The sequence below is a fragment of the Bacteroidota bacterium genome, from assembly GCA_019637975.1.
Classification (GTDB): domain Bacteria; phylum Bacteroidota; class Ignavibacteria; order UBA10030; family UBA6906; genus CAADGV01.
Genome location: JAHBUR010000009.1, coordinates 1 through 24273 on the forward strand (window position 1 = coordinate 1; position 24273 = coordinate 24273).

23 protein-coding genes are annotated in these 24273 nt (G+C 51.6%); 16 read left to right on the plus strand and 7 right to left on the minus strand.

Features of this window, described 5'->3' with window-relative positions:
* From KF749_06410 to KF749_06420, 3 genes are all read right to left on the minus strand, one after another.
* A partial coding sequence (locus tag KF749_06410; GenBank protein ID MBX2990787.1) for a tryptophan 2,3-dioxygenase occupies positions 1 to 944 on the minus strand: 944 nt, incomplete at its 3' end.
* Between the two features lie 154 nt (positions 945 to 1098).
* Positions 1099 to 2637 carry a T9SS type A sorting domain-containing protein gene (locus KF749_06415; GenBank protein MBX2990788.1) on the minus strand — a complete coding sequence of 513 codons (1539 nt, stop codon included), beginning with the start codon at positions 2635 to 2637 and terminating at the stop codon, positions 1099 to 1101.
* 140 nt (positions 2638 to 2777) lie between these two features.
* Positions 2778 to 3701 (minus strand): histone deacetylase, encoded by a 924-nt coding sequence (locus KF749_06420; GenBank protein ID MBX2990789.1) that lies wholly within the window; start codon positions 3699 to 3701, stop codon positions 2778 to 2780.
* A gap of 163 nt (positions 3702 to 3864) precedes the next feature.
* On the opposite strand from KF749_06420, the gene sfsA reads away from it, so the two are divergent.
* The 8 genes from sfsA to KF749_06460 all read left to right on the plus strand — a co-directional run bounded on the left by sfsA (position 3865) and on the right by KF749_06460 (position 10143).
* Positions 3865 to 4578 (plus strand): DNA/RNA nuclease SfsA, encoded by a 714-nt coding sequence (gene sfsA, locus KF749_06425; GenBank protein MBX2990790.1) that lies wholly within the window; start codon positions 3865 to 3867, stop codon positions 4576 to 4578.
* A gap of 33 nt (positions 4579 to 4611) precedes the next feature.
* On the plus strand, positions 4612 to 5016 hold the full coding sequence (locus KF749_06430) for a hypothetical protein (GenBank protein ID MBX2990791.1): 405 nt from the start codon (positions 4612 to 4614) through the stop codon (positions 5014 to 5016).
* Positions 5017 to 5100: 84 nt separating this feature from the next.
* Positions 5101 to 5946, plus strand: coding sequence for a DNA-formamidopyrimidine glycosylase (locus tag KF749_06435; GenBank protein ID MBX2990792.1), 846 nt, complete (start codon positions 5101 to 5103; stop codon positions 5944 to 5946).
* A 140-nt stretch (positions 5947 to 6086) separates the two neighbouring features.
* Positions 6087 to 7760, plus strand: a complete 1674-nt coding sequence (locus KF749_06440) for a M28 family peptidase (protein ID MBX2990793.1) — start codon at positions 6087 to 6089, stop codon at positions 7758 to 7760.
* Between the two features lie 82 nt (positions 7761 to 7842).
* Positions 7843 to 8298: a hypothetical protein gene (locus tag KF749_06445; GenBank protein ID MBX2990794.1), complete on the plus strand. Its 456-nt coding sequence runs from the start codon at positions 7843 to 7845 to the stop codon at positions 8296 to 8298.
* Positions 8299 to 8339: 41 nt separating this feature from the next.
* Positions 8340 to 8843, plus strand: coding sequence for a DinB family protein (locus KF749_06450; protein ID MBX2990795.1), 504 nt, complete (start codon positions 8340 to 8342; stop codon positions 8841 to 8843).
* Entirely contained in the window at positions 8840 to 9373 is a 534-nt protein-coding gene (locus KF749_06455; GenBank protein ID MBX2990796.1) for a phosphatidylethanolamine N-methyltransferase family protein, read from the plus strand. The genes KF749_06450 and KF749_06455 overlap by 4 nt, the downstream gene beginning before the upstream one ends.
* Positions 9370 to 10143 (plus strand): class I SAM-dependent methyltransferase, encoded by a 774-nt coding sequence (locus KF749_06460; protein ID MBX2990797.1) that lies wholly within the window; start codon positions 9370 to 9372, stop codon positions 10141 to 10143. Before KF749_06455 ends, KF749_06460 begins: the two co-directional genes overlap by 4 nt.
* 1 nt (position 10144) lies before the next feature.
* Here the strand turns inward: KF749_06460 and KF749_06465 are convergent, their stop codons facing one another.
* Positions 10145 to 12535 (minus strand): hypothetical protein, encoded by a 2391-nt coding sequence (locus KF749_06465; GenBank protein MBX2990798.1) that lies wholly within the window; start codon positions 12533 to 12535, stop codon positions 10145 to 10147.
* Positions 12536 to 12779: 244 nt separating this feature from the next.
* Between KF749_06465 and KF749_06470 the strand changes: the two genes are divergently transcribed.
* The 7 genes from KF749_06470 to KF749_06500 are packed head-to-tail and all read left to right on the plus strand — an operon-like array spanning position 12780 to position 20169.
* Positions 12780 to 13451 (plus strand): hemolysin III family protein, encoded by a 672-nt coding sequence (locus tag KF749_06470; GenBank protein MBX2990799.1) that lies wholly within the window; start codon positions 12780 to 12782, stop codon positions 13449 to 13451.
* A gap of 13 nt (positions 13452 to 13464) precedes the next feature.
* A complete protein-coding gene (locus tag KF749_06475) occupies positions 13465 to 14061 on the plus strand; it encodes a hypothetical protein (GenBank protein MBX2990800.1) in 597 nt (198 codons plus the stop codon).
* A 31-nt stretch (positions 14062 to 14092) separates the two neighbouring features.
* The gene (locus KF749_06480; GenBank protein MBX2990801.1) at positions 14093 to 15076 is read left to right on the plus strand and encodes a DUF1028 domain-containing protein; all 984 of its coding nucleotides are present in this window, start codon (positions 14093 to 14095) and stop codon (positions 15074 to 15076) included.
* Positions 15077 to 15116: 40 nt separating this feature from the next.
* Positions 15117 to 16598, plus strand: coding sequence for an MFS transporter (locus KF749_06485; GenBank protein ID MBX2990802.1), 1482 nt, complete (start codon positions 15117 to 15119; stop codon positions 16596 to 16598).
* Between the two features lie 16 nt (positions 16599 to 16614).
* Entirely contained in the window at positions 16615 to 17778 is a 1164-nt protein-coding gene (gene rho / locus KF749_06490; protein ID MBX2990803.1) for a transcription termination factor Rho, read from the plus strand.
* A gap of 42 nt (positions 17779 to 17820) precedes the next feature.
* Positions 17821 to 18729 carry a DNA-3-methyladenine glycosylase 2 family protein gene (locus KF749_06495; protein MBX2990804.1) on the plus strand — a complete coding sequence of 303 codons (909 nt, stop codon included), beginning with the start codon at positions 17821 to 17823 and terminating at the stop codon, positions 18727 to 18729.
* A 27-nt stretch (positions 18730 to 18756) separates the two neighbouring features.
* Positions 18757 to 20169: a PP2C family protein-serine/threonine phosphatase gene (locus KF749_06500; GenBank protein ID MBX2990805.1), complete on the plus strand. Its 1413-nt coding sequence runs from the start codon at positions 18757 to 18759 to the stop codon at positions 20167 to 20169.
* Between the two features lie 98 nt (positions 20170 to 20267).
* Here the strand turns inward: KF749_06500 and KF749_06505 are convergent, their stop codons facing one another.
* Genes KF749_06505 through KF749_06515 form a run of 3 tightly spaced genes read right to left on the minus strand, consistent with a single transcriptional unit; the run spans position 20268 to position 23176 of the window.
* Positions 20268 to 21023: a hypothetical protein gene (locus tag KF749_06505; protein ID MBX2990806.1), complete on the minus strand. Its 756-nt coding sequence runs from the start codon at positions 21021 to 21023 to the stop codon at positions 20268 to 20270.
* Between the two features lie 5 nt (positions 21024 to 21028).
* Complete coding sequence (locus KF749_06510) at positions 21029 to 22051, minus strand: hypothetical protein (GenBank protein MBX2990807.1); 1023 nt, start codon at positions 22049 to 22051, stop codon at positions 21029 to 21031.
* Between the two features lie 39 nt (positions 22052 to 22090).
* Positions 22091 to 23176: an ATP-dependent 6-phosphofructokinase gene (locus tag KF749_06515; GenBank protein ID MBX2990808.1), complete on the minus strand. Its 1086-nt coding sequence runs from the start codon at positions 23174 to 23176 to the stop codon at positions 22091 to 22093.
* A gap of 178 nt (positions 23177 to 23354) precedes the next feature.
* Here KF749_06515 and KF749_06520 point away from each other — a divergent pair, with 178 nt between their 5' ends.
* Positions 23355 to 24242 carry a CDP-alcohol phosphatidyltransferase family protein gene (locus KF749_06520; GenBank protein MBX2990809.1) on the plus strand — a complete coding sequence of 296 codons (888 nt, stop codon included), beginning with the start codon at positions 23355 to 23357 and terminating at the stop codon, positions 24240 to 24242.
* Positions 24243 to 24273 lie beyond the last annotated feature (31 nt).

Below are 24273 nucleotides of genomic sequence, written 5' to 3' on the forward strand. Positions count from 1 at the left end.
GACGAGACTGCCAGCAAGTCGGCGAAAACTTTGTGCGGCTCCAATGTTCCTTTCAGATATTCATATCCGGATGAGCCGCCTGTTCCGATTTTCGTCCCAATCATCCGCTGCACCATCAGAGCATGATTGTAACGCCACGCCGTGAACTGTTCATCCATTTCGATCAATGCCGTGAGTAGTCGGAACGGCGGATGAAGAATCGGCTCATCATGATAGAGTGAGATGAACAATGCAGCCACCATCGCTTTGCGGGAAAGGCGGCGTTTGTTTTCCTTCATTAACGCATCGTGGGATTTGTCATCAAGCAACGCATTCAAATCCGTTTCAGAGACACGCAATTCCTGTCCCGAGCCGCGGACCGCCTTTTCGTATTCCCCCAAAAAATCAAAATCATGAACCTCCAAAAACGGTGTCCGCTCAAGCCAATCTTGCACAACCTGAAAAAGAGAAGGCTCGATTTCTGATTGCAGAACGAGGCGTTGATGTTCCTCCGAAAGGTTCACAAAGTACGGCAAACCGGGTGTATATGTGTGACGATGAGTTGGACGGACGCCAATCCGATTCTCCACCAATCGAAATTGGTAGCTTTGAAACCCCGATGCAGGATACAGTACGTCCCGGAAATCAAGGAAGTCAAGCGCCGTCATCGTCTCAAGAACCCGGATTTGCCCGATGAGAAGTTTCTGGATTTCCGCAATGCGGTTCAGGCGGTGGACGGCAATATGAACCTGGCGTTCATCCACCTTGTTCGACCGAAATTCCCGAATGATTGCATCGAGTTCGAACAAGATTTGTTTGAACCACAACTCATACGCCTGATGGACGACGATGAACAGCATTTCGTCGTGCGCCTGAACGCCGTGCTTTGCGCTTTCAGGAAACTGGCTGTTGAGAAGCTTATCGAGTTGCAGGTAGTCGCCGTAATAGAGTGATGTTCGTTTCATGCTGTGCAAGATTCATGGTTGAGATTGGGGAGGTGCAGTAGGAAAAAGAAAGTCTGTGACAAAATCAAGAACGAACTTCGCTGAAATACATGCGACCGTCAATAAAAAGGGACTCGCAAGAGTCCCTTTTTGATCCACCTCATCATTCCGGAAGCTATTTCATGAGCAGAAGTTTCCGGGTTTCCACAAACGAGCCTGTCTGCAGTTTATACAGATACATGCCGCTTGCGAGACTTCCAGCGTCAAATCTTGCTTTGTACGAGCCTGCGTTGAGGTTTTCCGAAACCAGTTTCTGAACTTCCCTTCCGAGCAAATCGTACACGGTCAGCCTTACAAACTCACTCTTCGGAATTGCAAATTCGATTGTGGTTGTTGGATTGAACGGGTTAGGATAATTCTGCTTCAGAACATACACATCAGGAACTCCGGCATTTGTCGGGCGTACATCCGTCGGTGTTGCATTGTAGCGATCATAGAATAACTTCCGTTGTCCGCCATCTATGCCAACCCAAATCACGCCCACTTCGGCATCGACATCATAGTACTCGAACACTGTCGGAATATAGTCGTTTGGTGACCAAACGGGAGGATGGTCGCTCAAGCGAATCCGGCCGGAGACTGTTGTCGGGGCAGATTGGCGGAGAAAAGCGTACATGATCTTGTCGGTGTTGTTGTTTACAGTTGCGCCAAGACTGTCTGCATAGTAGATGAAATCCACACCGCCGCCCCCGATGGTGTAATTCCTGAAGTCAAACCAGTATTCGTCGATATTCGCATTCCCGGCAACGAGGAATGGAGCCCCGAACGTGACTCCCGCGTCCGTACTCACGCGCGCTTCAATATCCATTGAACCCGTGAGTCCCAGTGTATTAAACAACCACACCACATTGCCGAGTTTTACAGACCCGAATTCTGTTCGATAATTCGTGGTATCGATGTTGACATTCGTAAATCCCGCCGAAGCAATTGTACCCGGAGCGGTTTCTCGATAGCGGGCCTGACGGATAATGGAGCGAGCCGTATCGGCCTTCACAGGGCCGTAGTAGTTGATAATCATCGTGTCGGTCGCTACAGGGTTGAGGAACAGCCTTGGGAACGCGCCAGCAGATGAGAGAAAGATTCTCTGGGACCAGGTCTCTCCACCATTGGAGGAACACGCCGCACGGATATCATTGTTGTAGTTTGCATCCCAGAACAAGTACAGCCCCCCTGTACTGGAAGTGGCGACGTCGAAATCACGAATTCTGGTTGAATCGAGGACTCTGATTGTCGGCGTCTCCACATTCCAATATCGAACAACACCTTCTGCCAGATAGAACAGGTAGATCGAATCGTTTGCCGTACGAACCAGCTTCGTTTTGTTTACCCACCGGGCAGGTGAAATGGATGTAAACAGCGTCCACGTATCTCCAAAATTCGTCGTCTTGTATATCACCGTTGAACGGCCGGAAACGATAGTAGTATCAGGAACAGCAACAAACGCAATGCCGTTGCTTCGTCCGGCAGCCGATGGACGACCGAGCGGTTCACTGTTAACGATAAGCACATCATTTCCCCACTGCGGGGTGGTCACCGGAGTGAATCCGTCAAGTATTGGAACCACTCTATCGGAGTGATCGATCTCTTGTGACCAAGATGGTAAAGCAATCAGACACAACGATAGAACTGCAACAGCAAGTAGAGTCAGCCGCATAGAACCTCCTTGTTTTGGTTGGTAAGAAAAGAGTCAGTGCTTGCCCAGGAAAGGGATTTCTTCGAGGTGTGTTGTCAGCCGATGCTCTTCCTCGGCACACACAGGAGTGTATCGACTATTAGGGTGAAAAGCAATAACCGTTATACCATCATAGCGTCAATGTGTGACTCAACACTTGCCGCAAGCGCCTCAAGATTGTACCCCCCTTCCAAAACAGAAACAACGGGCGCAACATGCTTCACAAGCCTTGTGAACCCGGCAAATGATTTCTCCGTCAACCTCATCCCTCCAAGCGGATCATCCTTGTGCGCATCGAATCCGGCGGAGATGATTAGCAGTTCGGGGCTGAATTTTTTAAGCGCAGGCACCACTTCATCCGTAAAGGCTTCGAGATAGCGATGTTCTCCCGTTCCGGCGGGGAGCGGGATGTTCAGTGTGAAGCCCTTCCCCTCTCCAATTCCATTCTCATCTCTCGCTCCCGTTCCGGGGTAGAACGGATACTGGTGAAGACTGATGTAGAACACCGTCGGGTCGTCCTCAAAGATGTGTTGCGTGCCGTTGCCGTGATGAACATCCCAATCGAGGATTGCCACCTTCTTCACTCCATGCGTGCGTTGCGCGTAGCGTGCACCGACGGCAACATTGTTGAAGAGGCAGAATCCCATTGGCCGGTCGCGCCCGGCATGATGTCCCGGCGGACGGACGGCACAGAATGCCGCGTTTACATGTTTCGTCATTACGGCATCAATGGCGTTGTTTACGGCCCCGGCAGCGAGGAGGGCTGTGTCTAAAGATTCCCGAACTGCATGCGTATCTCCCTCATCCAGCACGCCGCCGCCTTGCGCACACACCTCCTTGATATAGCGTAGATGTTCTTCAGTGTGTACGGCCCGAATATCTCCAGTACTCGCAGAAGTTGGTTGAATGTGCGTGAGCATTTGCCACGTTTGCGTCTTCTTCAAATACCCGAGCAAGTGCCGTAACCGTTCCGGCCGCTCCGGATGTCCTTCAGGTGTGCGGTGATTCAAAAACGTATCACCGGATACAAAACCGATAGTCTTCATGTGACAGTTCGTCAAGAACGTGGGTTCAGCAAAAACAGATTCCAAATTGGACAGTTATGCTTGAACTTTTTTCTGTTTGTGATACAAGATAACAAGCATTTTCAGAATTTCCACGTAATTACCGGGTAGTTTTTCAACTCGCAACAGGAAACAAATCAGCACAATGAAGTTCTCGACGAAGCTTATCGGGGGAAAGCTCGTCAGGCGCTACCGTCGTTTTTTGGTAGATGTACAGCTTGATAGTGGTCCCGTGGTAACAGCACATTGCCCGAATTCAGGAACGATGGTCGGTTGCTCGGCTCCGGGCAGCCCGGTATTGTTATCGGAAAGCAAAGATCCGCATCGACGCAACGCCTACACGTGGGAGATGATCCGGATGAACGGCACGTGGGTCGGCATCAATGTCGCAATCCCTCGCAGGGTTGTTGCGGAAAATCTTCGCGCCAAACAAATCCCTTCCCTCAAGCATTACACCGAACTGCTGCTCGATGCAGAATATGGCCGCGGCAATAAAGTGGATATCATGATGCACGGAAACGATCAGAACGTGTTCATGAACATCCATCATGTTGCGTGGGCGGAGAACGGCGTTGCGAAATTTCCCGAAACACCCAATGCCCGCGCACGAAAGGGATTGAAAGACCTCACGGAAATTGCTGCGCAGGGTCATCGTGCTATAGCGTTCTTTTTTATTCAGCGTGAAGATTGCGATTTTTTCTCCGATGCTGTTGACATTGACCCGGAGTTTGGAAACCTTTTCAGGGAAGCCGTGAAAACGGGCGTGGAAATCATGGCGTACAGGGCACGAATCACTCCCGACGAGATATCACTCGGCGTCCCGATTCGAGCTTTGGTTGATGAGCAGGCAGCCGCGTAGAGAACCTGGAGTAGCAACACTCATTGCTGTCCAATGACCTTCCTCCCAAGCCAACTTGAAGAAATCCTGGCTGAAATAATTGACGGACGAATCGTCAAACGCGCAAAGCACGAGCTGCGCTGGAACTCGCGTGATGTTTCGCTGGAGTTCATTGAGGTACTGAAACAACGCGGCTATGCGCCTGTCACGGTTGCGGGTGTACACGTAACTCCCGGCGAACGCGTTCCCGCGTTTTATCTCGACAATGCATGCGCGTATTTCGGTTGGATTTTTTGGGAAAAATTTTCCCAACTCAAACTCCGCAAACTGTTCGGTTCGGTCGTTCGTAACGGAAAAGGCGACTGGGCTGTTCAGATTTCCGACAAACGCAACACCATTATCTACGCCAACCCATCTCTCAAACTCGAAATGGACATCGAAAACCCTTCGGGGTTCTGAAGCCGGTCCCACCCAGGTCAAACAAGCAGAGTACCCGTCGGCTGCGTATATTGCCATTGTCAGATACTTCACTTCATCGAGCATATGCCCGAACTCCCCGATCTTCTCTACATTAAAAACCATCTCGACAGAAACGTCTGTCGCCATACCATCACAAAAGTTGACATCAACCAGCCGGTTGTCCTGCGTGTTGCCGTTGAAGGGAGATTTGGCGATCTGCTTACAGGCAAGACAATCACATCATGCACAATTCACGGCCCGTTTATCAAGCTTGACTGTTCGGGCGATCTCGATCTTGTGATGAACCTGATGTTAGCCGGGAAATTGCAGCATCAACGACAGCATGAAAAGGGGGCCGGACATCTCTGTTTCTCGCTATTCTTGAACGACGGTTCGAGATTGAATCTGTGTGATGAACAGAAAATGGCAAAAGCATACCTCGTGCGGCATGGCGAGTATGCAGCCATTCCGAAGTATCGTGAGCAAGGCGTCGATATCATGTCTCCGGTTTTCACGCTTCCGTTGTTTGTTGAATTGGCAAAGAAACACACACGCAAGCAGGTTCGAGTGTTCCTTAACGACCACACTATTCTCAGCTCCATCGGCAACGCGTATGCAGACGAAATTCTGTTCGAAGCAAAGATCCATCCCAAGACATTCGTTGCCAGGCTCCCGGATGAAGTACTCGATCAACTCTATCACTCCATTCTCTCCGTCATGAAATGGGGGATCGAACAAGTTGAATCGGCCGCGCAACCGATTCATATCAAAGTACGTGACCACATGAACGTCCGCAATCGCAAAGACCAGCCCTGCCCCCGTTGCGGAACAAAAATCCGCCGTGAAGGCGTTAGGGGATATGACGTCTTTTTCTGCCCGAAGTGCCAAGCGCCGACGAGAAAGTCGTTTATTGATTGGAATCCAACGTAGAAATCTGTTCATTTATAGGAGCCGCTCATTGAGAACGCCGGAGTTTCGCAGCGAGATTCCGCTTGCGGTAGATGTCGGTGAAGAATGACGCGCCGCAGCTGTCCGCCATTCATCAATTGTGTTACTGAAAGGAATCACGCATGAAACAACGCACCGTTGCATTTGTTCTGACAACATGTTCGCTCGCCCTCGCCTCCTGTACTTCCCGCGAAGGCTCAGACACGCCGGAACCGGGAGCAGTCAACGTCCTGAATCACGTAACCACACATTCCCTTATGGGACACATCCGGTTTCTTTCGGATGATCTCCTCGAGGGACGCGGCCCGAACACTCGCGGCGACAAGCTCACGCAAACATACATCGCTTCGCAGATGGAGATGCTGGGACTGCAGCCGGGTGGCGACGACGGTACGTACCTGCAGGCCTTTCCGATGGTATCCACAACGGTTGATCCATCTATTACTCTTACCTTCACGCACAAGGGCAAGTCGATTCAATTGCGGAACCGCGCCGAGTTCGTGGGCGTTGCGGGGCGACAGCAGGAACGGGTGGAAGTGAAGGATGCTGAGCTGGTGTTTGTCGGCTACGGCATCGAAGCTCCCGAGCAGGAGTGGGATGATTACAAGGATGTTGATGTGAAAGGGAAGATTCTGCTGTTCATGAACAACGATCCCGCGGGGGACGATCCGGCATTCTTCGGCGGCGACGCCCGCACGTATTACGGACGCTGGACGTACAAGTACGAGATTGCCGCGGCGAAAGGAGCTGCAGGAGCAATCGTGATTCATACCGACGAATCGGCCGGATACGGCTGGAACGTTGTGGAGAATTCGTGGAGTAGGGAACGCTTCGCCCTTGCAAATGATCCTGCGGGACCATCAACGCTGTTCAACGGCTGGACGACATCCGCCGCCACGGAAAAACTCCTCAGTCTTTCAGGCCATTCGCTTGACGAGTTGATGAAAAGCGGCGAGAGCAAATCCTTCACGCCCGTACCGCTCGGCATCACGATGTCAACAGTCGTCAAGACGACAATCAAAACCGCGACGTCGGCAAACGTTATCGGCGTACTTCCCGGACGCGACCCGGTACTGAAAAACGAAGCGGTGGTGTTCACGGCTCATCACGATCATCTCGGAATCACCGCCCCCGTGAACGGCGATTCCATCAACAACGGCGCAATGGATAATGCCACCGGTGTGAGCGCCTTGCTGAACATCGCTGCCATGTTCATTTCGTTGGATGAGAAACCGAAACGCTCGATCGTTTTCGCTGCCGTCGGTGCGGAGGAATCCGGCACACTCGGGTCCGAACATTACGTTCTCAATCCATTTTTTCCGATGAGCAAGACCGCAGCGAACATCAACATCGATGGCATGAATGTTCTCGGCAAAACGGGCGACGTTATAATGATCGGTTACGGAAAATCGAGTATCGACAAGATTCTCACGGATGTCGCGGCATGGCAGAAACGCATCGTGAAGCCGGATCAATTTCCCGAGCAGGGGGCGTTCTATCGTTCCGATCAGTTCAACTTCGCGAAAGCCGGCGTGCCGTGCATGTATCTCCGGGCCGGCCTGGACTACATCGGCAAGCCTCCGGAGTTTGCGCAGGAGAAAGTACGCGAGTACGTCAGAACCCGGTATCACCAACCTTCGGATGAGATTACGCCGGATTGGGATTTGAGCGGCGCTGTGGAAGATATTCAACTGACGTTTCTTGTCGGGCACAACATTGCCAACCGGAAGGAAACCCCCCGCTGGAACGCCGGTGATGAGTTTGAAACTGCGCGGCTCAAGTCGCTCGCCGAGTAATTGAATAAAGGGTGTTCCTGTGGTATATTTATGATGAAGTTGAACCGCTTCCAGCCCATTACAATATGCCACAGGTGACCTCATGACACTACAGGACGTTCTGCACGAACATTCCAACTCCATCATCAATGAAGCGATGGTTGCGCTGCAACGATCCCATTTGACGAACTACGAAAAGGCCGGGCCCGATCATACGCACCAGCGAATCAAGGCATTGTTTGTTCTTGCCGTTCGCGGCATCAAAGAGCGCAACGTCGGACCCATGATTGCCCACGCCAACACTATTGCCGAAGAACGCTTCAAAGCAGGATACGATCTGTCCGAGGTCCAGACGGCATTCAATGTCTTGGAGGAAACAATCTGGCGCCATATTATCAAGAACGTTCCCGCCGCTGATCTTGCTGAGGCGCTTGGGCTGGTCTGCACGGTGTTGGGTGCAGGGAAAGATGCGCTTGCGCGAAGCTACGTCTCTCTCGCCAGCAAAACAAAGGCGCCATCTCTTAATCTTGAATCACTGTTCACAGGAACTGCCGGGTAAGAACCTCCGGCATTCTTCTCCATCAATCCGAAGGATTTATCATGATCAGAACTATCTCCGATTTTGAACATCTCTGGTCTGCGGAAATCGAGAATACGCAGAAAGTCTTCAAACATCTCACCAATGAATCGCTGACCAAAGTCATCCATCCCGATGTGCGAACGCTCGGCAGGATTGCGTGGCACATTACGATTACCATTCCGGAAATGTGCGGCAAGATGGGATTGAACCTCGCCGGACCGAAAGAGAACGATCCGATTCCTGCAACGGCAAAGGAAATTCTCAAGGGCTACAGCGATGCCGCAATTTCTCTTCTCGAAGAAGTGAAGAAGAATTGGAAAGATGAAACGCTCGAGGTCGTGAATGATATGTACGGAGAAAAATGGAAGCGCGGCTTCACCCTGGAAGGATTCGTCAAACACGAAATTCATCATCGCGGAGAGATGATTGCGCTGATGCGCATTGCCGGTTTGGCTGTTCCCGGCCTGTACGGCCCGACACGCGAGGAATGGGCACAATACGGGATGCCGCCACCGGAGGTGTGACAACAAGTCCAAACATTCGAATGACACTTCTCCGCCTCATCATCTTCACCCTACTCGTTCCAGGTACGGTTGCCGTTTTCGCCCCCTACTGGATTCTCCAGATGTTCCCCGGGAAATTCGATATAGGAGACTGGCGCTTCGGCGGGATGTTTCTGATGATTGATGGACTTGTCATGTACATCTTTAGCGCGCTTGCCTTTTTGAGAGAAGGCGGTGGGACGCCGGCAATGTGGTTTACCAGAGTGTTCAGCTTTTTCATTGGCGAGGAACCGGCAAAGCTCGTTCGCGGAAAACTGTATCAATTCAGCCGGAACCCGATGTACGTCAGTGTTCTCTTGTTCATTATCGGCGAAGCGCTGTGGTTCGGGTCTGGTGTGTTGCTCATCTATGCCGCCATTGTCTTGTTGTTCTTCCACCTCACGATTGTGTTCATTGAAGAACCTCATCTGCGAAAGAAGAATGGCGCCGCGTATGAGGAGTACACTCGAACCGTTCCGCGGTGGTTCGGCTTCCGAAAAAGGCAATCATGAAGCCCAACCCCAAGGATCACTTCTCAAAACAATCCGCCGAGTACGCCGAATACCGTCCCCGATACCCGAAAGAACTGTTCGCCTATCTTGCCTCGTTGACAAGTGAACATGAGCTTGCCGTTGATTGTGCCACGGGAAACGGGCAGGCAGCTGTCGGACTTGCAGACTATTACGGTCGCGTTGTTGCCCTTGATCAAAGCCCCCAGCAACTTGCACATGCTCCGCGCCATCCCCGCATCACATATCAGATTGGAAAAGCAGAGGCGCTCGGCGTTGCACCGCACACTGCAGATCTTGTCGCAGTTGCCCAAGCGCTTCATTGGTTTTCGCTCGACGAGTTCTATGCTGAAGCGAGAAGAGTATTGAAACCTGCCGGCATACTCGCGGTGTGGACGTACGGTATCAACTGCATCTCGCCGGAGATCGACACTCTCGTCCGCGAGTATCACGACAAGGTTCTCGAAGGATATTGGCCGCCCGAACGCTCGCACATTATTGATGGCTACCGTTCACTCCCATTTCCTTTTCGGGAACTCACGCCACCTGCAATTGAAATGCAGGCGGAATGGACTTTGGAGCAGTTACTCGGGTACTTGCGATCGTGGTCAGCGACGCAGCGGTATATCACTGCCACGTCGAAGAATCCCCTGAATCTCATTGAGCGCGCCTTGCGGAAGGAATGGGACACAGGCCGAAACACAAAGAGAGTTTTCTGGCCTTTGACGCTGAGGATAGGGGTTGTCGGTGAGCATCCCTCCGCGGGAGGATGAATCATTCACCTTTCCAATCCACTTCTTTCACCTCGCAGAGCACGGAACCGAGGTCGTTAAACAACACCTTCTCCGGATATGACGGCACGGGTAGGTCGAAGGCATACTGCTCCCCCGCTATCAAAACGCGGCTGCGATATGCCCGATCATCCGATAGCCTCACCAGCACATTCACATACGCACGAAAGTCGGGGGGAACATTCTCCTGTTTCACGCGAAACTTCACGATGAATTGCCCGTCAGGCGCCGGGAAGGTTTTGTGCGAGAACAGATACCGGGGGACCTTGTTGTTCTTCACCCATTGCTCGAAAAACCAGCTCATGTCATCTCCGGCATACTTCTCGACAACGCTTTGGAAATCCGCTGTTGATGCTTTCTTCCCTTTGTATGTGTGATAGAATTCGCGCATCATATTTACAAAGCGGCGCTCATTCATAGTGTTGAGATCCAGAAGAAGAACGCGGAGCATGTGAAGCACAAACGCTCCCTTCTGGTACACAATCAATCCGTAATCGTTGGGATGTCCCCGGCTGCCAAGCCACACAGGATCCGATTCAACGCCGTCGCCAAAAGCAAACTTGCGATTGTTGATGATTCTTTGTGCCGCTCGCTCAAGGAAGGCGTAGAACAAAGTATTGTCGTTCAGCAGGGATTGCATGTACATAAGACTGAAATATTCCGAGAATGCCTCGCTGATCCATGTGTCGTGGTAGGACTTCGTCCCTACTCCCACACCCCACCATTGGTGTGCAAGTTCATGTGCGCGATAGATCTGAAATTCTGACAGTAGCTTGTTGTGGTCCAAACTCGATGCCCACGACAAATGGACAAGGCCGGGAAACGCCTCACCATGCAATCCGACAATTTCCGTGGCAGCGAGTTGCGAGAATGGATACTCACCAAGTAATGAGTGGTAGAATCCGACTATGGATTCGAGGTCACGCCCAAGTGTTACCGGATCCCATACATGACGCGTCGGCCTTCTCGATTTTTCAAAGACAAAAAGCGTCAAGGGAGGAGCTTCCTTGGGGACCAGCCTGATTTCGGTAAAAAACCCCACGCTGAAGGAGGCCGAGCCGTTTGTAGGTTGCGCAGTCACCCATCGTGATGTCGTCATGTCTCCCTGTGTTGATTCGGAGATACGGTTTCCTATGCTGACAAACTTGTACTTTGACGGATAGTGAAATGTCAACTCGAACGAAGCTGCCTCGCCGCTTCGATGCCGCGGGTACCACGTTATGGAAGACCGCAAGGGAATATACGGGTTGATCCGTCTTTCCAAGAGATCGCCGCCATATGATACTGTCAGGGAACAAAGCTCGTTCTGTGCCAACGTCTTGGGGGACTTGATCCACAAGAACGGGTTCTTATCGCCCTTGAAAAAAGGAAGGGGAGTCCCATCTCCCCACATCACCGATCTCACTTCCAAATCGTGATACAAGTAGAACTGAAACCACTGTTCGTTTTCTACCCGCGCGGAAAACCGGACCTTGGCCACCGCATTGAAATCGAGATTCTTGCTGATCGTTGATTCAATGGCGTATGATTGAATGTTCAGCCCGCTCTTGCTTTCGTCATCACGTATCAGCGATTTTTCGTATTCGTGCTTTGTGTGAAACTGTGTCAGCGATTGGAAGGCGCTCCACGGCAATCCAATAACGCTTTGCATGAAATGCACTTCCTCTTCCTGGTAGGGATCGATCATGAAGAATTTCGGGTGGAACTTCTCGAAGCTGAAGTGGGCATAGAACAGCTCATTCCGTCTTCCCTCCAGAAATGTTTTTATGAATGAACTGTGGAAATATTCTCTATCCTTGTCACTCAGGAATGACATTGCGTGCTGCATTCTGCTTTTAATGTCAAAAGGAAGTCTTCGGTCTTCAAAGGCAAGTTGAGCCGTCAACTCTTCGTACGTGCTGTCGGCAAACATCATGAAAAGAAAATTGAATCTCTCGTCTGCGGATTCCTTTTCATAAACACGTTGCAGGCGTCCACGCTCGATATCCGTCGGGGGTCTGAGCGTAAACCTTCCTTTCCCGAAAAACAGTGCGGCACAGTACCGCTGTTGCACAGGTTTACAAAAGTAGAATGTTCCGTCTTCAAACAGAAAAATGCCTTCGTCGCGACGCACCGTCAGTTGTGAAACGGGCGCAATCTTATTATTGTCAACCGAAAGAGTGAGAAACTCATCGAGAAGTCTGGAATACTCGTTCGGCGTTTGCGGGCGAGCGGCATCGGCACCTGTTAGCAAAAGAACAACACTTAGTAGAAACATCCGACAAGCAACAGTCAGAGAACGATTCGACATGGCAAGATCCTCCGCAAGTTCCATGTGATTGTGACGGATTGTGTGCAGGTCAAATGCGTCAAGCGTGAAGTGCCGTCTTTGCATTTGGCCTTTTCCAGTAGTAGCAAACTACAGCTTTGATATTCCAAAGTCAACAAAACCGAGAAGGGCGCCCTTGCCGTCAAGATTCTCCCTTCTGACAGTGGCGCTTTAGTTTATTGCCCTTCAACAACCTGTTTGTGTCCACTGTCTCGGAGTACCGGTTTGCGAAACTACACACAGGGAGAGTAAAAGACGGGCCCCTTCAACGGATTGATTCGAAGGAAAGCTTTGCGTATTATGAAGCAGGATGCAGAACGATCACCGCCACCCGTTCTTTCGTGAGCCCGTTAGCGGTCTGACCCATGCGGCGGGCACTCTCCTCTCGGTTGCAGGAATCTTGGTACTTATCAGCTCTGCCGCTGCTGCAGGAAAAGCCACGCATGTGCTGGCATTTGCCGTGTATGGCGCGAGTCTGATACTTCTGTATGCCGCAAGCGCCTTGTACCATCTTCTACCGGTGTCGGAAAAAGCAATCGCCGTTCTTCGCCGTATCGATCACATGATGATCTATATCCTTATCGCCGGAACCTACACGCCCGTATGCCTCATCGTGTTGCCGGAAATGTGGGGACTCGGCATGCTTATTCTCATTTGGACACTTGCCGCCGCGGGAATTCTCTTCACGTTGTTTTGGATGAACGCTCCGCGCTGGCTTTACACCGCCCTGTACGTTGCAATGGGATGGTCTGCCGCGGTCGCCATTGTTCCTCTTCTGCAGGCTCTTCCGACAGTAGGGCTTCTCTGGCTTCTGGCCGGAGGCGTGTTCTATACAGGCGGCGCTGTTATGTATGCGATGAAAAAGCCTGACCTTATCCCCGGTTGGTTGGGCTTTCACGAAATCTGGCATCTCTTTGTCATGGCGGGGAGTTTCTGTCATTTCATGATGATGCTGCAATCCATTCTGCCAATGGCAGGATAGTTCACCAGGGGAGATGAGTCTGAAAAGAACGCCCGGTTTTTTGCTCGCGATGTTCATCGTCGTCTCATCCGCAACAATCGGACAAACACATTCGCCTGAAGCGGAGAGGTTCCTTTTGTCGTTACCGGCACCGGCTCTTGACGCCGCGGAAGCGCTCACTCGTTGTCCGGATCAAGTAGATACCTTGATGCAGTCGTTTCTGGCTGAACTCACACATCTCGCCGCCGCGGATACTGCAAGCATCCCTTCGGCTTATGACGAATGGCGTTTCCATACAAAATACCTTGCGCATCATCTGACTCAACTTGAGCGGGAGATATTTGCCGCAGGCGAGCAAGTTGACAAGGAAATCTTGTCGTGTCCCAAGGTCGGGAATGCAAAAGGTCAGAGCGTTTTTGAGCCGGTATGTGTTCAAACGGCAGAGCGAAAGGGACACCGGCATCGCGTTGCCGCAGTCGATCATTACCTTTCCATGATTCATACAATCTGGCCGGAGTTTATGGGAGAGATACGCAAGCTTGTGCATCGCACCGGCAGTTGGCAGATTGTCTTGAATACCTCGACAACTATTGCGAGGATTACAGAGACTGCCGCCCAGTATTCCCGATAATAACAACATTCACAAGCCACGAGGATGAGCCATGAGAACAGCTGTATTGCTTCTTCTTGTTCTTGCGCATGTATCGCACGCGCAAGAACGGCATTCGCGTCCTGTTCACACCTACTCGATCGTCGCACGGGATACGGTAACGGGAGAGATGGGTGTTGCCGTTCAGTCGCATTGGTTCAGTGTCGGGTCGCTGGTGACGTGGGCAGAGGCAGGAGTTGGTGCAGTCGCCACGCAATCGTTTGTTGATCCGGCGTACGGTCCTCTCGGACTTGACTTGATACGGGCAGGGAAGACGGCGCACCAGGCGTTGAATTCGCTTGTGTCGACTGATGAAGGAAGGGATGTCCGGCAAGTTGCCATGATTGATGCGAAGGGAAATGTAGCCGCGCACACGGGCAGCAAGTGCATTCAAGGCGCGGGGCATATTGTGGGAAACAACTACTCCGTGCAGGCAAATCTGATGTTGAACGACAACATCTGGCCAGCAATGTCGAAAGCGTACGAAAGCGCCACGGGTGATCTTGCAGAACGAATGCTTGCCGCACTCGATGCTGCTGAAGCTGAAGGCGGCGACATACGCGGAAAGCAATCCGCCGCAATTCTGATTGTCAAAGCACAATCCACGGGGCGCCCGTGGGCTGATCGTGTGATGGAGTTACGAGTTGAAGATCATGAGGAACCATTGAAAGAACTGCGGCGACTCGTGAACGTTCATCGCGCGTATGAACACATGAACGCAGGCGATCTGGCGGTCGAACACGGAGATATCGACGGCGCATTACGTGAATACAGTGCTGCAGAGAAAATGTTTCCCGACAATCTTGAAATGAAATTCTGGCATGCCACTGCCCTCGTAAATGCGGGGCGCGTTAAAGAATCTCTCCCCATTTTCCAAGAGGTGTTTTCTAAAGATCCGAACTGGGCAACGCTCGTTCCGCGTTTACCCGCTTCGGGGACGCTGATTGCCGACGAAAAGACAATCCAGGAAATCCTCTCCGTCGCGCCGAGAAAGTAGCTCCAATCAACCTGATTTCTAAACTACATCCCACACTTATATGACTGAACCTAAACAAAGCATTCTCCGCTCCTTCCCAAGGGTATTCTGGGTCGCCAACATCATGGAGCTATTTGAACGAGCCGCGTACTACGGACTCAACTCTGTTCTTGCAATTTATCTCACCAACTCCATAGCAGAAGGCGGACTTGGTTTCTCTGAGAACTCCGTCGGTTTTTTGCAGGGACTCATTTACGCCTTTACTTACATAATCCCGATTCTTGGCGGTGCATTGGCAGATCGGTACGGATACAGAAAGATGCTGCTTGTCGCATTCTCGCTTCTCGCAACAGGCTACTTCCTCAGCGGACAGGCAAGCACGTATGGTGTTGTGTTTGTTGCCCTGCTGGTAATGGCCACCGGCGCGGGTCTCTTCAAACCGATCATCTCCGGAACTCTTGCGCGCTCGACGAACGAATCAAATTCCGGTTTCGGCTTCGGTGTGTACTACTGGATGATCAACCTCGGCGCATTCATCGCCCCGCTCGTTGTCAATTACATTAAAGGCTTTTCGTGGAATTACGTCTTTATTGCCTCATCGCTATATTGCGCATTGATGTTGCTGCCGACGATCTTTCTGTACAAAGATCCGCCGAAGCCGGAAAATACCAAGAAGCTGAAGGAGGTACTCAGCGGTGCCGCGATGGTGTTGGGTGATGCCCGTTTTATGCTGATGATTTTTGTGTATTCCGGATTCTGGATTCTCTATTTCCAGAATTTCGGTTCAGTACTCTGGTTCCTGCGCGACTTCATCGACCCGACGCCGGTCAACAATCTGTTCGCCTCTCTCGGCCTCGGGATGACGTTCGATGCGGAGTTCGTCACCATCATCAATGCCGGAACTATCATTCTCCTTCAGGTGCTGGTCAGTCGTGTCGTGAAAGATATCAAACCGCTTCCCACGATGATCAGCGGAATGGTGATAGGAGGAATCGGTTTTGTCTTTCTTGCGTACGCCTCCACCGCCTGGATTTTCATTCTCGGTATTGCCGTATTCTCCATCGGCGAAATGACGGCGCATCCAAAATATTACAGCTATATCGGACTCGTTGCGCCCGCGGACAAGAAGGCCGTGTACATGGGATATGCATTTCTCTACGGCGTCATCGGGAGCCTTGTCGGCTCGAACCTTGGCGGAGCCCTGTACGAGTCAATGTTAAAACCGCTTGCAGGCCAAACCGGCGTTGAAGATACGTACAGAAACTTCTGGCTGATGTTCGCCGTACTGGATATTGTAGCGGTGGCCGGCCTGTTGATGTACAATCGATTCTTCGTCGAAGATACGCCTGCAACCAACGCCCGCGCACGAAGCATCATGGTTGCCATCTATTCCGTGCTCATTCTTTTAGGTGGATGGTTTTTGTATGACTCGGTGTTTGGCGGAGAGGAGATAGCATACAAGACAATGGTACAAGCAGCCATCATGCTGTTGATCGGTGCCGGGGGTGTATTGATAAGTTCGAAGCATTCTCACTCACAGTGATTGTTCAGATCTTTCCATGGCAGTACCCTTTTCAGGAATTGTAGAACTCGAATCGAAATCCGCACGGCCGTCAGGACGTGATAAAAACGACAAACGAGCAGGCGGCCGGTTCGGATTCGCACGGACGATATCGCATTCGGTGAAACATTCGTCAACGGATGTGTTTATTCCCGCCAACCTCGTTGCACGGCACAAGCTCCGCACGGGAGCCTTCGTTGAAGGCACAGCAGAGGAAAAAAGAAATAAAAGCTCCGAAGCAATAGTGATTGAACGCATCAACGGTATCTCGCCTGCGGAATGGTTGACGGTGAAAGAATTCTCCGAACATGAAGTCGTTTCTCCCGACCAAGTGATTAAACTCGAGGGAGCCGATACCTCGGCGGCGGGACGGCTGGGGAAAATCCCCATGCGCGTCGTAGATTTATTCTGCCCGGTCGGGAAAGGCCAGCGCGCATTAATCGTCTCTCCTCCAAAGGCGGGAAAGACGATGCTGATGCAGCAACTTGCTCACGCCATCAGCCACAACAATCCTGATATTGATTTGCTCGTGTTGTTGATTGATGAGCGCCCCGAAGAAGTCACCGACATGCGGCGTTCCATCAAAGGAGAGGTGTTTGCGAGCTCCAGTGACAGTGAGCGGGGAGCACACGTCCGGCTTGCGCAACTCGTGCTCGAGTATGCCAAACGCAAAGTCGAAGTCGGGAAGGATGCCGTCATCCTGCTCGATTCGCTGACACGCCTTGGCCGGGCTTTCAACATCCATCAAAAAAGCAGCGGGCGTACTATGTCGGGAGGCGTTGATGCGCGGGCGCTGGAGATTCCGAAGCGGATTTTCGGCGCAGCGCGCAATTGCGAAGGAGGGGGATCCCTGACGATTATCGCCACGGCATTAATTGATACGGGTTCCCGCATGGACGAACTGATCTTTCAGGAATTCAAAGGCACCGGCAATATGGAGCTCGTCCTCGACCGCGACCTGGCAAACGAACGCATCTTCCCCGCCATGAATTTGGGATTATCGGGAACACGACGGGAGGAACTATTGTTCGGTGACACGACAACGCTGCACCAGAATTTGCGGCGCTCAATCGCCCGTATGTCGCCGCGGGACGCGATGCTTGCTGTGCACAAGCTGCTTTCGCAGTATCCGACAAATGAACTGGTACTTTCCAAGTTTTGATCGGCGGAAGCGCTTCGCCGAAAGCACCGGCAGTAACCGAATATGCAAGAAACCGTTCTCACAATCACCACCCCCGCTAACTTCCATTTCTGGCGGACAGCATACAGCCACGGCTGGTGTGACTTGCCGCCGTTCTCCCATGATACCGAGAACGAGATAATCTCCCGCGTCCTGACACTCGATAGCAAAGCCCGCGTATTGGCAACGCTTTCCGCAAGCAGGATGAAGCTGCGAATTACAACTACATCAGCCGGACCCCTCTCTTCAGCACAGAGGAAAGAAATCATCTCTCAAGTTCGTACATGCCTCAGATTAGACGAAGACTTCTCGGAATTCCACCGCGCAGCAAGGAAAATCCCCGCGTTCAGGTGGATTGCGACAACAGGTTCGGGCAGAATGCTCCGCTCGCCGACGGTCTTTGAAGATGTCGTGAAGATGATCTGCACAACGAACTGTACATGGGCGCTCACGAAAATTATGGTTGGAAATCTGGTCGGACAGTTTGGCGACAAATTCAACGGCACGCTGAATACCTTCCCCACACCTGAAGCAATAGCCGCATCATCTGACAAGTATTTGCGTAAAGAAATCAAATCCGGCTACCGTTCACCCTATCTGATCGAGCTTGCGGAACGCGTAGCATCCGGTGAACTTGACCTTGAATCGTGGCGTACATCGGACTTGCCGACAGATGAACTCTTCAAACACATGCGGCAAGTTAAAGGAATCGGCCCCTATGCCGCGGGCAACATCATGAAACTCATCGGCCGGTACGATTATCTCGGACTCGATTCGTGGGTTCGGGCGCAGTACTACAAGCAGCATCGTAAAGGACGCGCGGTGAAGGACTCGACTATTGAGAAGCACTATGAGCAGTTCGGTACATGGCGAGGATTGTTCTTCTGGCTTGAAATGACACGGTATTGGCATGACGATAAGTTCACAGCGTAAGTACTGCACATGAATGCCCGTTCACCCTTGAAGTTTCTCAGCCGCTTTCTTCTGGTTGCCGGCCCCATGTTCATTCTTCTTTCACTCTCATTTCATTTTAATGACGACGGAGATCTTCGCATTCTGTGGCGCGACAATCCGGCGTTTGCCTTGACCTTCGTCGCAGCAGGCATTGTGATGATAGGCGGCGGGTGGATGTTGTCACGCAAATTGAAACCGGAGGAGCAGCGCAACCCGATCAAGATATTCCAATCCACAAAAAGCGAAAAAGCACCATACAATATTTTTGGTGAAATGGAAACTGCCGTGCGTGCCAGGATGGGCATCGCCGTGTTCCTGACGTTCTCCATCATTGGACCCATCACTACGTTGATGAGTTCCTCAACCGCTCCGATTCATCCGTTGACTCTTCTCATCGGGACGCTTGCCTCGGGAGGAATTGGTTCCAGCTTTGTGTTCTTCGGACGGAGAAGGATCCTGCTGGTGCTTGTATTCCTGCTTTTTCAAGCAATCAACATGTCGGCCCCGCAAATCACAAGATGGGTTACGCAAGCGCGTCCGTTTCCAGCGATAGAAACCAGTCCGGAAATGACGGAACGCCTGAGGGACGTTGACGATCAGCGAAACGTTGTCGGCGCACTCGCGGTGCTTCTGCTTGTATCAGGCTACGTAACCTGGATTTTTGTTCTCAACAAGGAGGGTAACAAGCGGGTCCGGTACCAGACAGAGATTCATCTTGCCCGCGATATCCAGCAACAGCTTCTGCCCTCGGAAATTCTCCGGACATCCTCCTGCGAAGCGTTCGGAATCACCATCCCCGCTGCGGATGTTGGCGGGGATTATTTTGATTTTGTCAGAATCTCCGATGATGCGGTCGCTTTTGTTGCAGCCGACGTATCGGGGCACGGTATCGGGGCGGGCATTCTTTCCACAATGACAAAGAGCGCCCTCCGCACACAAGTACTTCACGATCCCGCTCCCATTGCCCTGCTGAATATGCTGAACGCTGTTCTTTGCCAAATCTCCGACAAGAAAACATTCGTGACACTCGGCTATGTTCTTATTGAACGGAACGCGCAGCACGCGCGAATTGCAACTGCCGGACACCCGCCGGTTATTCTGCATTCAGCGCAAGGAGGCATTCAGGAATTCCGGACGCAAAGCCTGGGTCTCGGTATGCAGTTGCAATCCAGATTCACAGAAATTTCGCACCCGATTGAAGCGGGGGATATGTTGGTTATGTATACGGACGGCGTTATCGAAGCGACGAACAAAGCCGGCGAAGAATTCGGTACGGGACGCCTTGGGGAAACGGTGGCATCCGTTGCGGACCGAAATGCACAAGAGGCCACTGAACAGATTATCGGAGCGGTCCGGGCCTTCACCGGCAGGGAAGAATTCAGTGATGACGCAACAATCGTGACTGTCAGGATTATATGATGACCAAGGAGCTGTGATCGCAGAGATTGAGAGGTTGATGAAGCTAGGGAAACAGAGGAACATCAACTCTGTTCACTATGTCCCTGCTCAGCCCGCAGTCACATCCGGCAGACCTTATCCGGCGGAATAAATACACGCGGCCCGGTATGCTGATTGATCAGGTTGATAAACTCGCGCGGGCTGTTTCTCATTATTGATGAGTGAAATATCTTGACGGGCCCGGAGAGATAGGCATGACCCACCAAAAAATTATACTCCGGCGGAAGAACATATACGGAGATGTCCGAGTAAAACAACGCTTCACGCAATGCGGGTTGGTCATGGCGGTGTTGAGGGTTCGACTCATACAACTCACGCCACCGCTCAAAAACCTTGTGCGTTCTTTCAGACTTTACAAAACCAACAACCCCGGTGTTGAACTGAGTGAACGCTGCCGGCAACTCCGGCGACTCGTAAGGGTGCATGCGAGCACCGGAGTGACCTGGAGCATGAGCGGCGGCAAATTCCACACGATCCAGAAGAACAAACAGATCCGAAATATCCCCCGCAACTAATGTGTCGGTATCAAGAAAAACATTCTTGACGTACGGGGCGTGCAAAAAGCCGTACAGCTTGTCGATAAATGAGTACCGCGGTGACCAGAGGGCAATCACCTGATCGAGCAGGCGATGGACGGAGACAAACGACTCGGGTTCATCTGTGAAAACCGTTATCCCGAGGTGTGGGTTTGTCGATCTGAGAAATTCGATCGCATCGCATGACGCCTGTCTGTGTTTCTCACCCGTAGCAACATAGAAAACACCTTGAGTTGGCACTCCCGCTCCGATTGCGTGGTCGATGTGTTCAGTAGTCATCCGGTTCATGGCCACTCAACACCCACCGCAATTGAGAATCCGTTCATCAGTCCGATATTGTAGTCAGCATTGACTCTGACCTTCCAAACGGACGCAGAAAGCCCACCAATAAAACGGGTTTGCATTCCGCTATCGAATGTCAGTTGCTGCTTATCAATGTACGGATCTGCAAAGTCGTAACGAACATCAATGCTTCCCGTCTCAAATCCGAAACCTGCATATGGTATAAGCGTCAGAACCCCGAGGGGGATGTTCTTGCTCGCGCAAAGTTGTCCGGAGAACGTCGATATTTCCAACGCCGCATTGAAGCCTTCATCGCTTGCGCTCAAGGTCAATGTTTGGTACATAAATGAAGCTGCTATATCGAACGGGACATCCACATAACGGCTGACGAGATGCCTCATGCCAATCCCGAACGAATTGACATCGCCAACATCCTCAATATTGACCTTCGGGAGAATGCGGATGATTAATTCCGTTCCGAACACCGAACCCACGGTGAGTTGCGGTGTCCCAAGAACCACAGTAGATAAGTCCTTGTAGCCTCCTATTGTCACCGACGCATCTTGCTGAATGGAATCGTAAACAGGATTGGGGACATACGGCAGACCTTTGGGTCGAATACGTCTGAGTCTGCCGGTGAATGTGTACCGTCTATCGAGACCTGCCGCCGTCGGAAGTTCGTCCGGTGAAATGTCAAGATCGCCAAGATATGTTACCCCGTTGCGCGTAAACTCGACCGTTTTGCTGTATGGTGTCGGTCTGAATGTCTTCCTTTCATCAGGAATAGTAATACCCGTCAACACGGCCTGAATACCGATATGAATTCCATCTGCAACTACCGGCACAAAGAGTCCTGCATGAACATTTGAATGCAATGCATCAACCACCGGTTGAAGGAACGGTCGCGCATTCTCACCCACAAATTGGCTGATTTCACGGGCAAATTCCTGACCCGTTGCCTGAGCAACCAGGAATAGCGGGAGTATTGCACAAACAACCGTTCTTGTGATTGTCTTCAGCGTCAAACATCCCCCATAAAACTCAAAGAACGCAATCTATACTTCTTAATCTCCCATACAAGTCCCAACTGCCCGGGCCGCAAACACGAGTTGACCATCCGGAGGAACGAGACGTTGTTTGCCGACGGCATCCTTTAGCGGCACGGTAACGACACGGTTTTGCCGGAGGCTCGAAAGAACTCCGAATTCACCGCGAGATGCAGCTTCAAGCGCAACGGTACCAAAGCGTGTGGCGAGAATCCTGTCATACGCCGTCGGGCTGCCGCCGCGTTGCACATGCCCCAAAACTGTGACACGGGTTTCGAGTCCTGTCTCCTCTTCAATTCTCTTGGCAACCATTTCGCCGATGCCGCCGAGTTGGACAGGGTCGGTTCGCTTATTGTCTATTGCCTTTACGCTGATGTCACCGCCGAAGGGTTTTGCTCCCTCGGCCACCGAGACGATGCTGAACTTGGCCCCTTTGCTTCGTTTCAAAACTGCCTCAAACAACTTGTCCCAGTGAAAGGGAATCTCCGGAATCAGAATAATATCGGCTCCACCGGCCACGCCGGCACCGAGCGCAATCCATCCGGCATACCGTCCCATTGTCTCGACAACCATAACCCGATGATGCGCCGAGGCGGTTGTCTGCAGTCTGTCAATCGCTTCCGTGGCAACTGCCCTTGCCGAGTCATGTCCGAATGTAATGTCCGTAGCGTCGAGATCATTGTCGATTGTTTTGGGAACGCCAACGACATTGAGGCCGAGATCCGAAAATTTATCGGCAATGATTTGCGTTCCGTCGCCCCCGATGGTGATTAATACATCCAGTTTGAGATCGCGGTAGTGTTCGATGACTTGTTGTGACGCGTCGACAATGCGGATGTTTTTTCCAATTCCCATAGGGAAATGGAACGGATCACCTTTGTTGGAGGTACCAAGAATGGTACCGCCCATGTTGATAATGCCTGTGACGTCACGCGGAGTCAATTCGCGATGCCGCCCTTCCACCATGCCCTCGTATCCATCGAGAATGCCAATCACTGTTGCGTTGAAATGCGCCATTGCCGGCTTCGCAACACTGCGAATTACTGCGTTCAGTCCGGGACAATCGCCGCCGCCGGTGAGTATGCCTATTCGTTTTAGTTTCATGCGTTTCCTTAAAAGTCAGGAATAATGCCAATAACAACTCTCCAGGGATCACGGCCCTGTAAAAATGCCGTATGAGAAGAGTTGTGCTTGTCAATATATGATTTTGCTTTGAATGTTGTTTGGGGCGCGCTTCTTGCGCCTCTGGTAAATCTTTTGTTTCTTATGGAAAGAAACTCCCATGACCATCGCTGAAGAATACAGAAAATCACTCAAAATGGCTGAGGCCGAAGAGATACTCGACCTCATGCTCTACCGGCCAATTGCATTCATCCTCGTAAAGCTCATCTACCGACTGCCAATCACTCCGAACCAGGTCACCTATGCAGCACTGATTGCCGGCCTTATTGCCGCGTTCGAATTCGGGCAGGGAACGGCAAATGGATTTATCTGGGGAGCAATCTGGTATGCCATAGCAAACGTGCTCGATTGCGGCGACGGCATGCTTGCCCGCCTGCAGAAAAGCGGAACGCCGCTCGGCAGAATTGTTGATGGGATTGTTGATTGGGTATCAAGCGTGGCGATCTTCTTCGGGCTTGGGCTTGGTTTGTCTGCCTACTACGGACAGCCATTGCTCTGGCTTCTGGCATTCGCTGCCGGAATGTTATCCGGCTATCACGCTATGATGTTCGACAAACGACAACAGGAATATATCTCCACCGTTCGCGGCGAACGTAACTTCATCGATCGGGAAAGTGAAAAAATCAACGCTGAACTGAACATCACAACCAATCCGGTTCGGAGACTGTTTCTTTCTGCTTATCGGTGGTATCTGACCGTTCAAGAAGGTTCACGCGAACGGCATGTTGAACTCCCCCACTATCCTCCTCAACTCTACCGCTCGTACAACAAGTCAATCATGCGGTGGTGGACATTCCTGGGGCCGACAACAAACCGTTCGCTGCTCATGATTGCCGGATTGCTCACAGCCCCTGAATGGTTCTGTTGGGCGGTGATAGTGCCGATGAACCTGTACCTCGTGTTCTTGACTCTCTGGCAAAGAGAAGTCACACGCAAACTGAACACTGCGGTAAAATCCAACCTGTTTGCGACGCCAGTTGCAGCATAGGAACATTCTGCTCTCTCCGCCGCACCGAAAT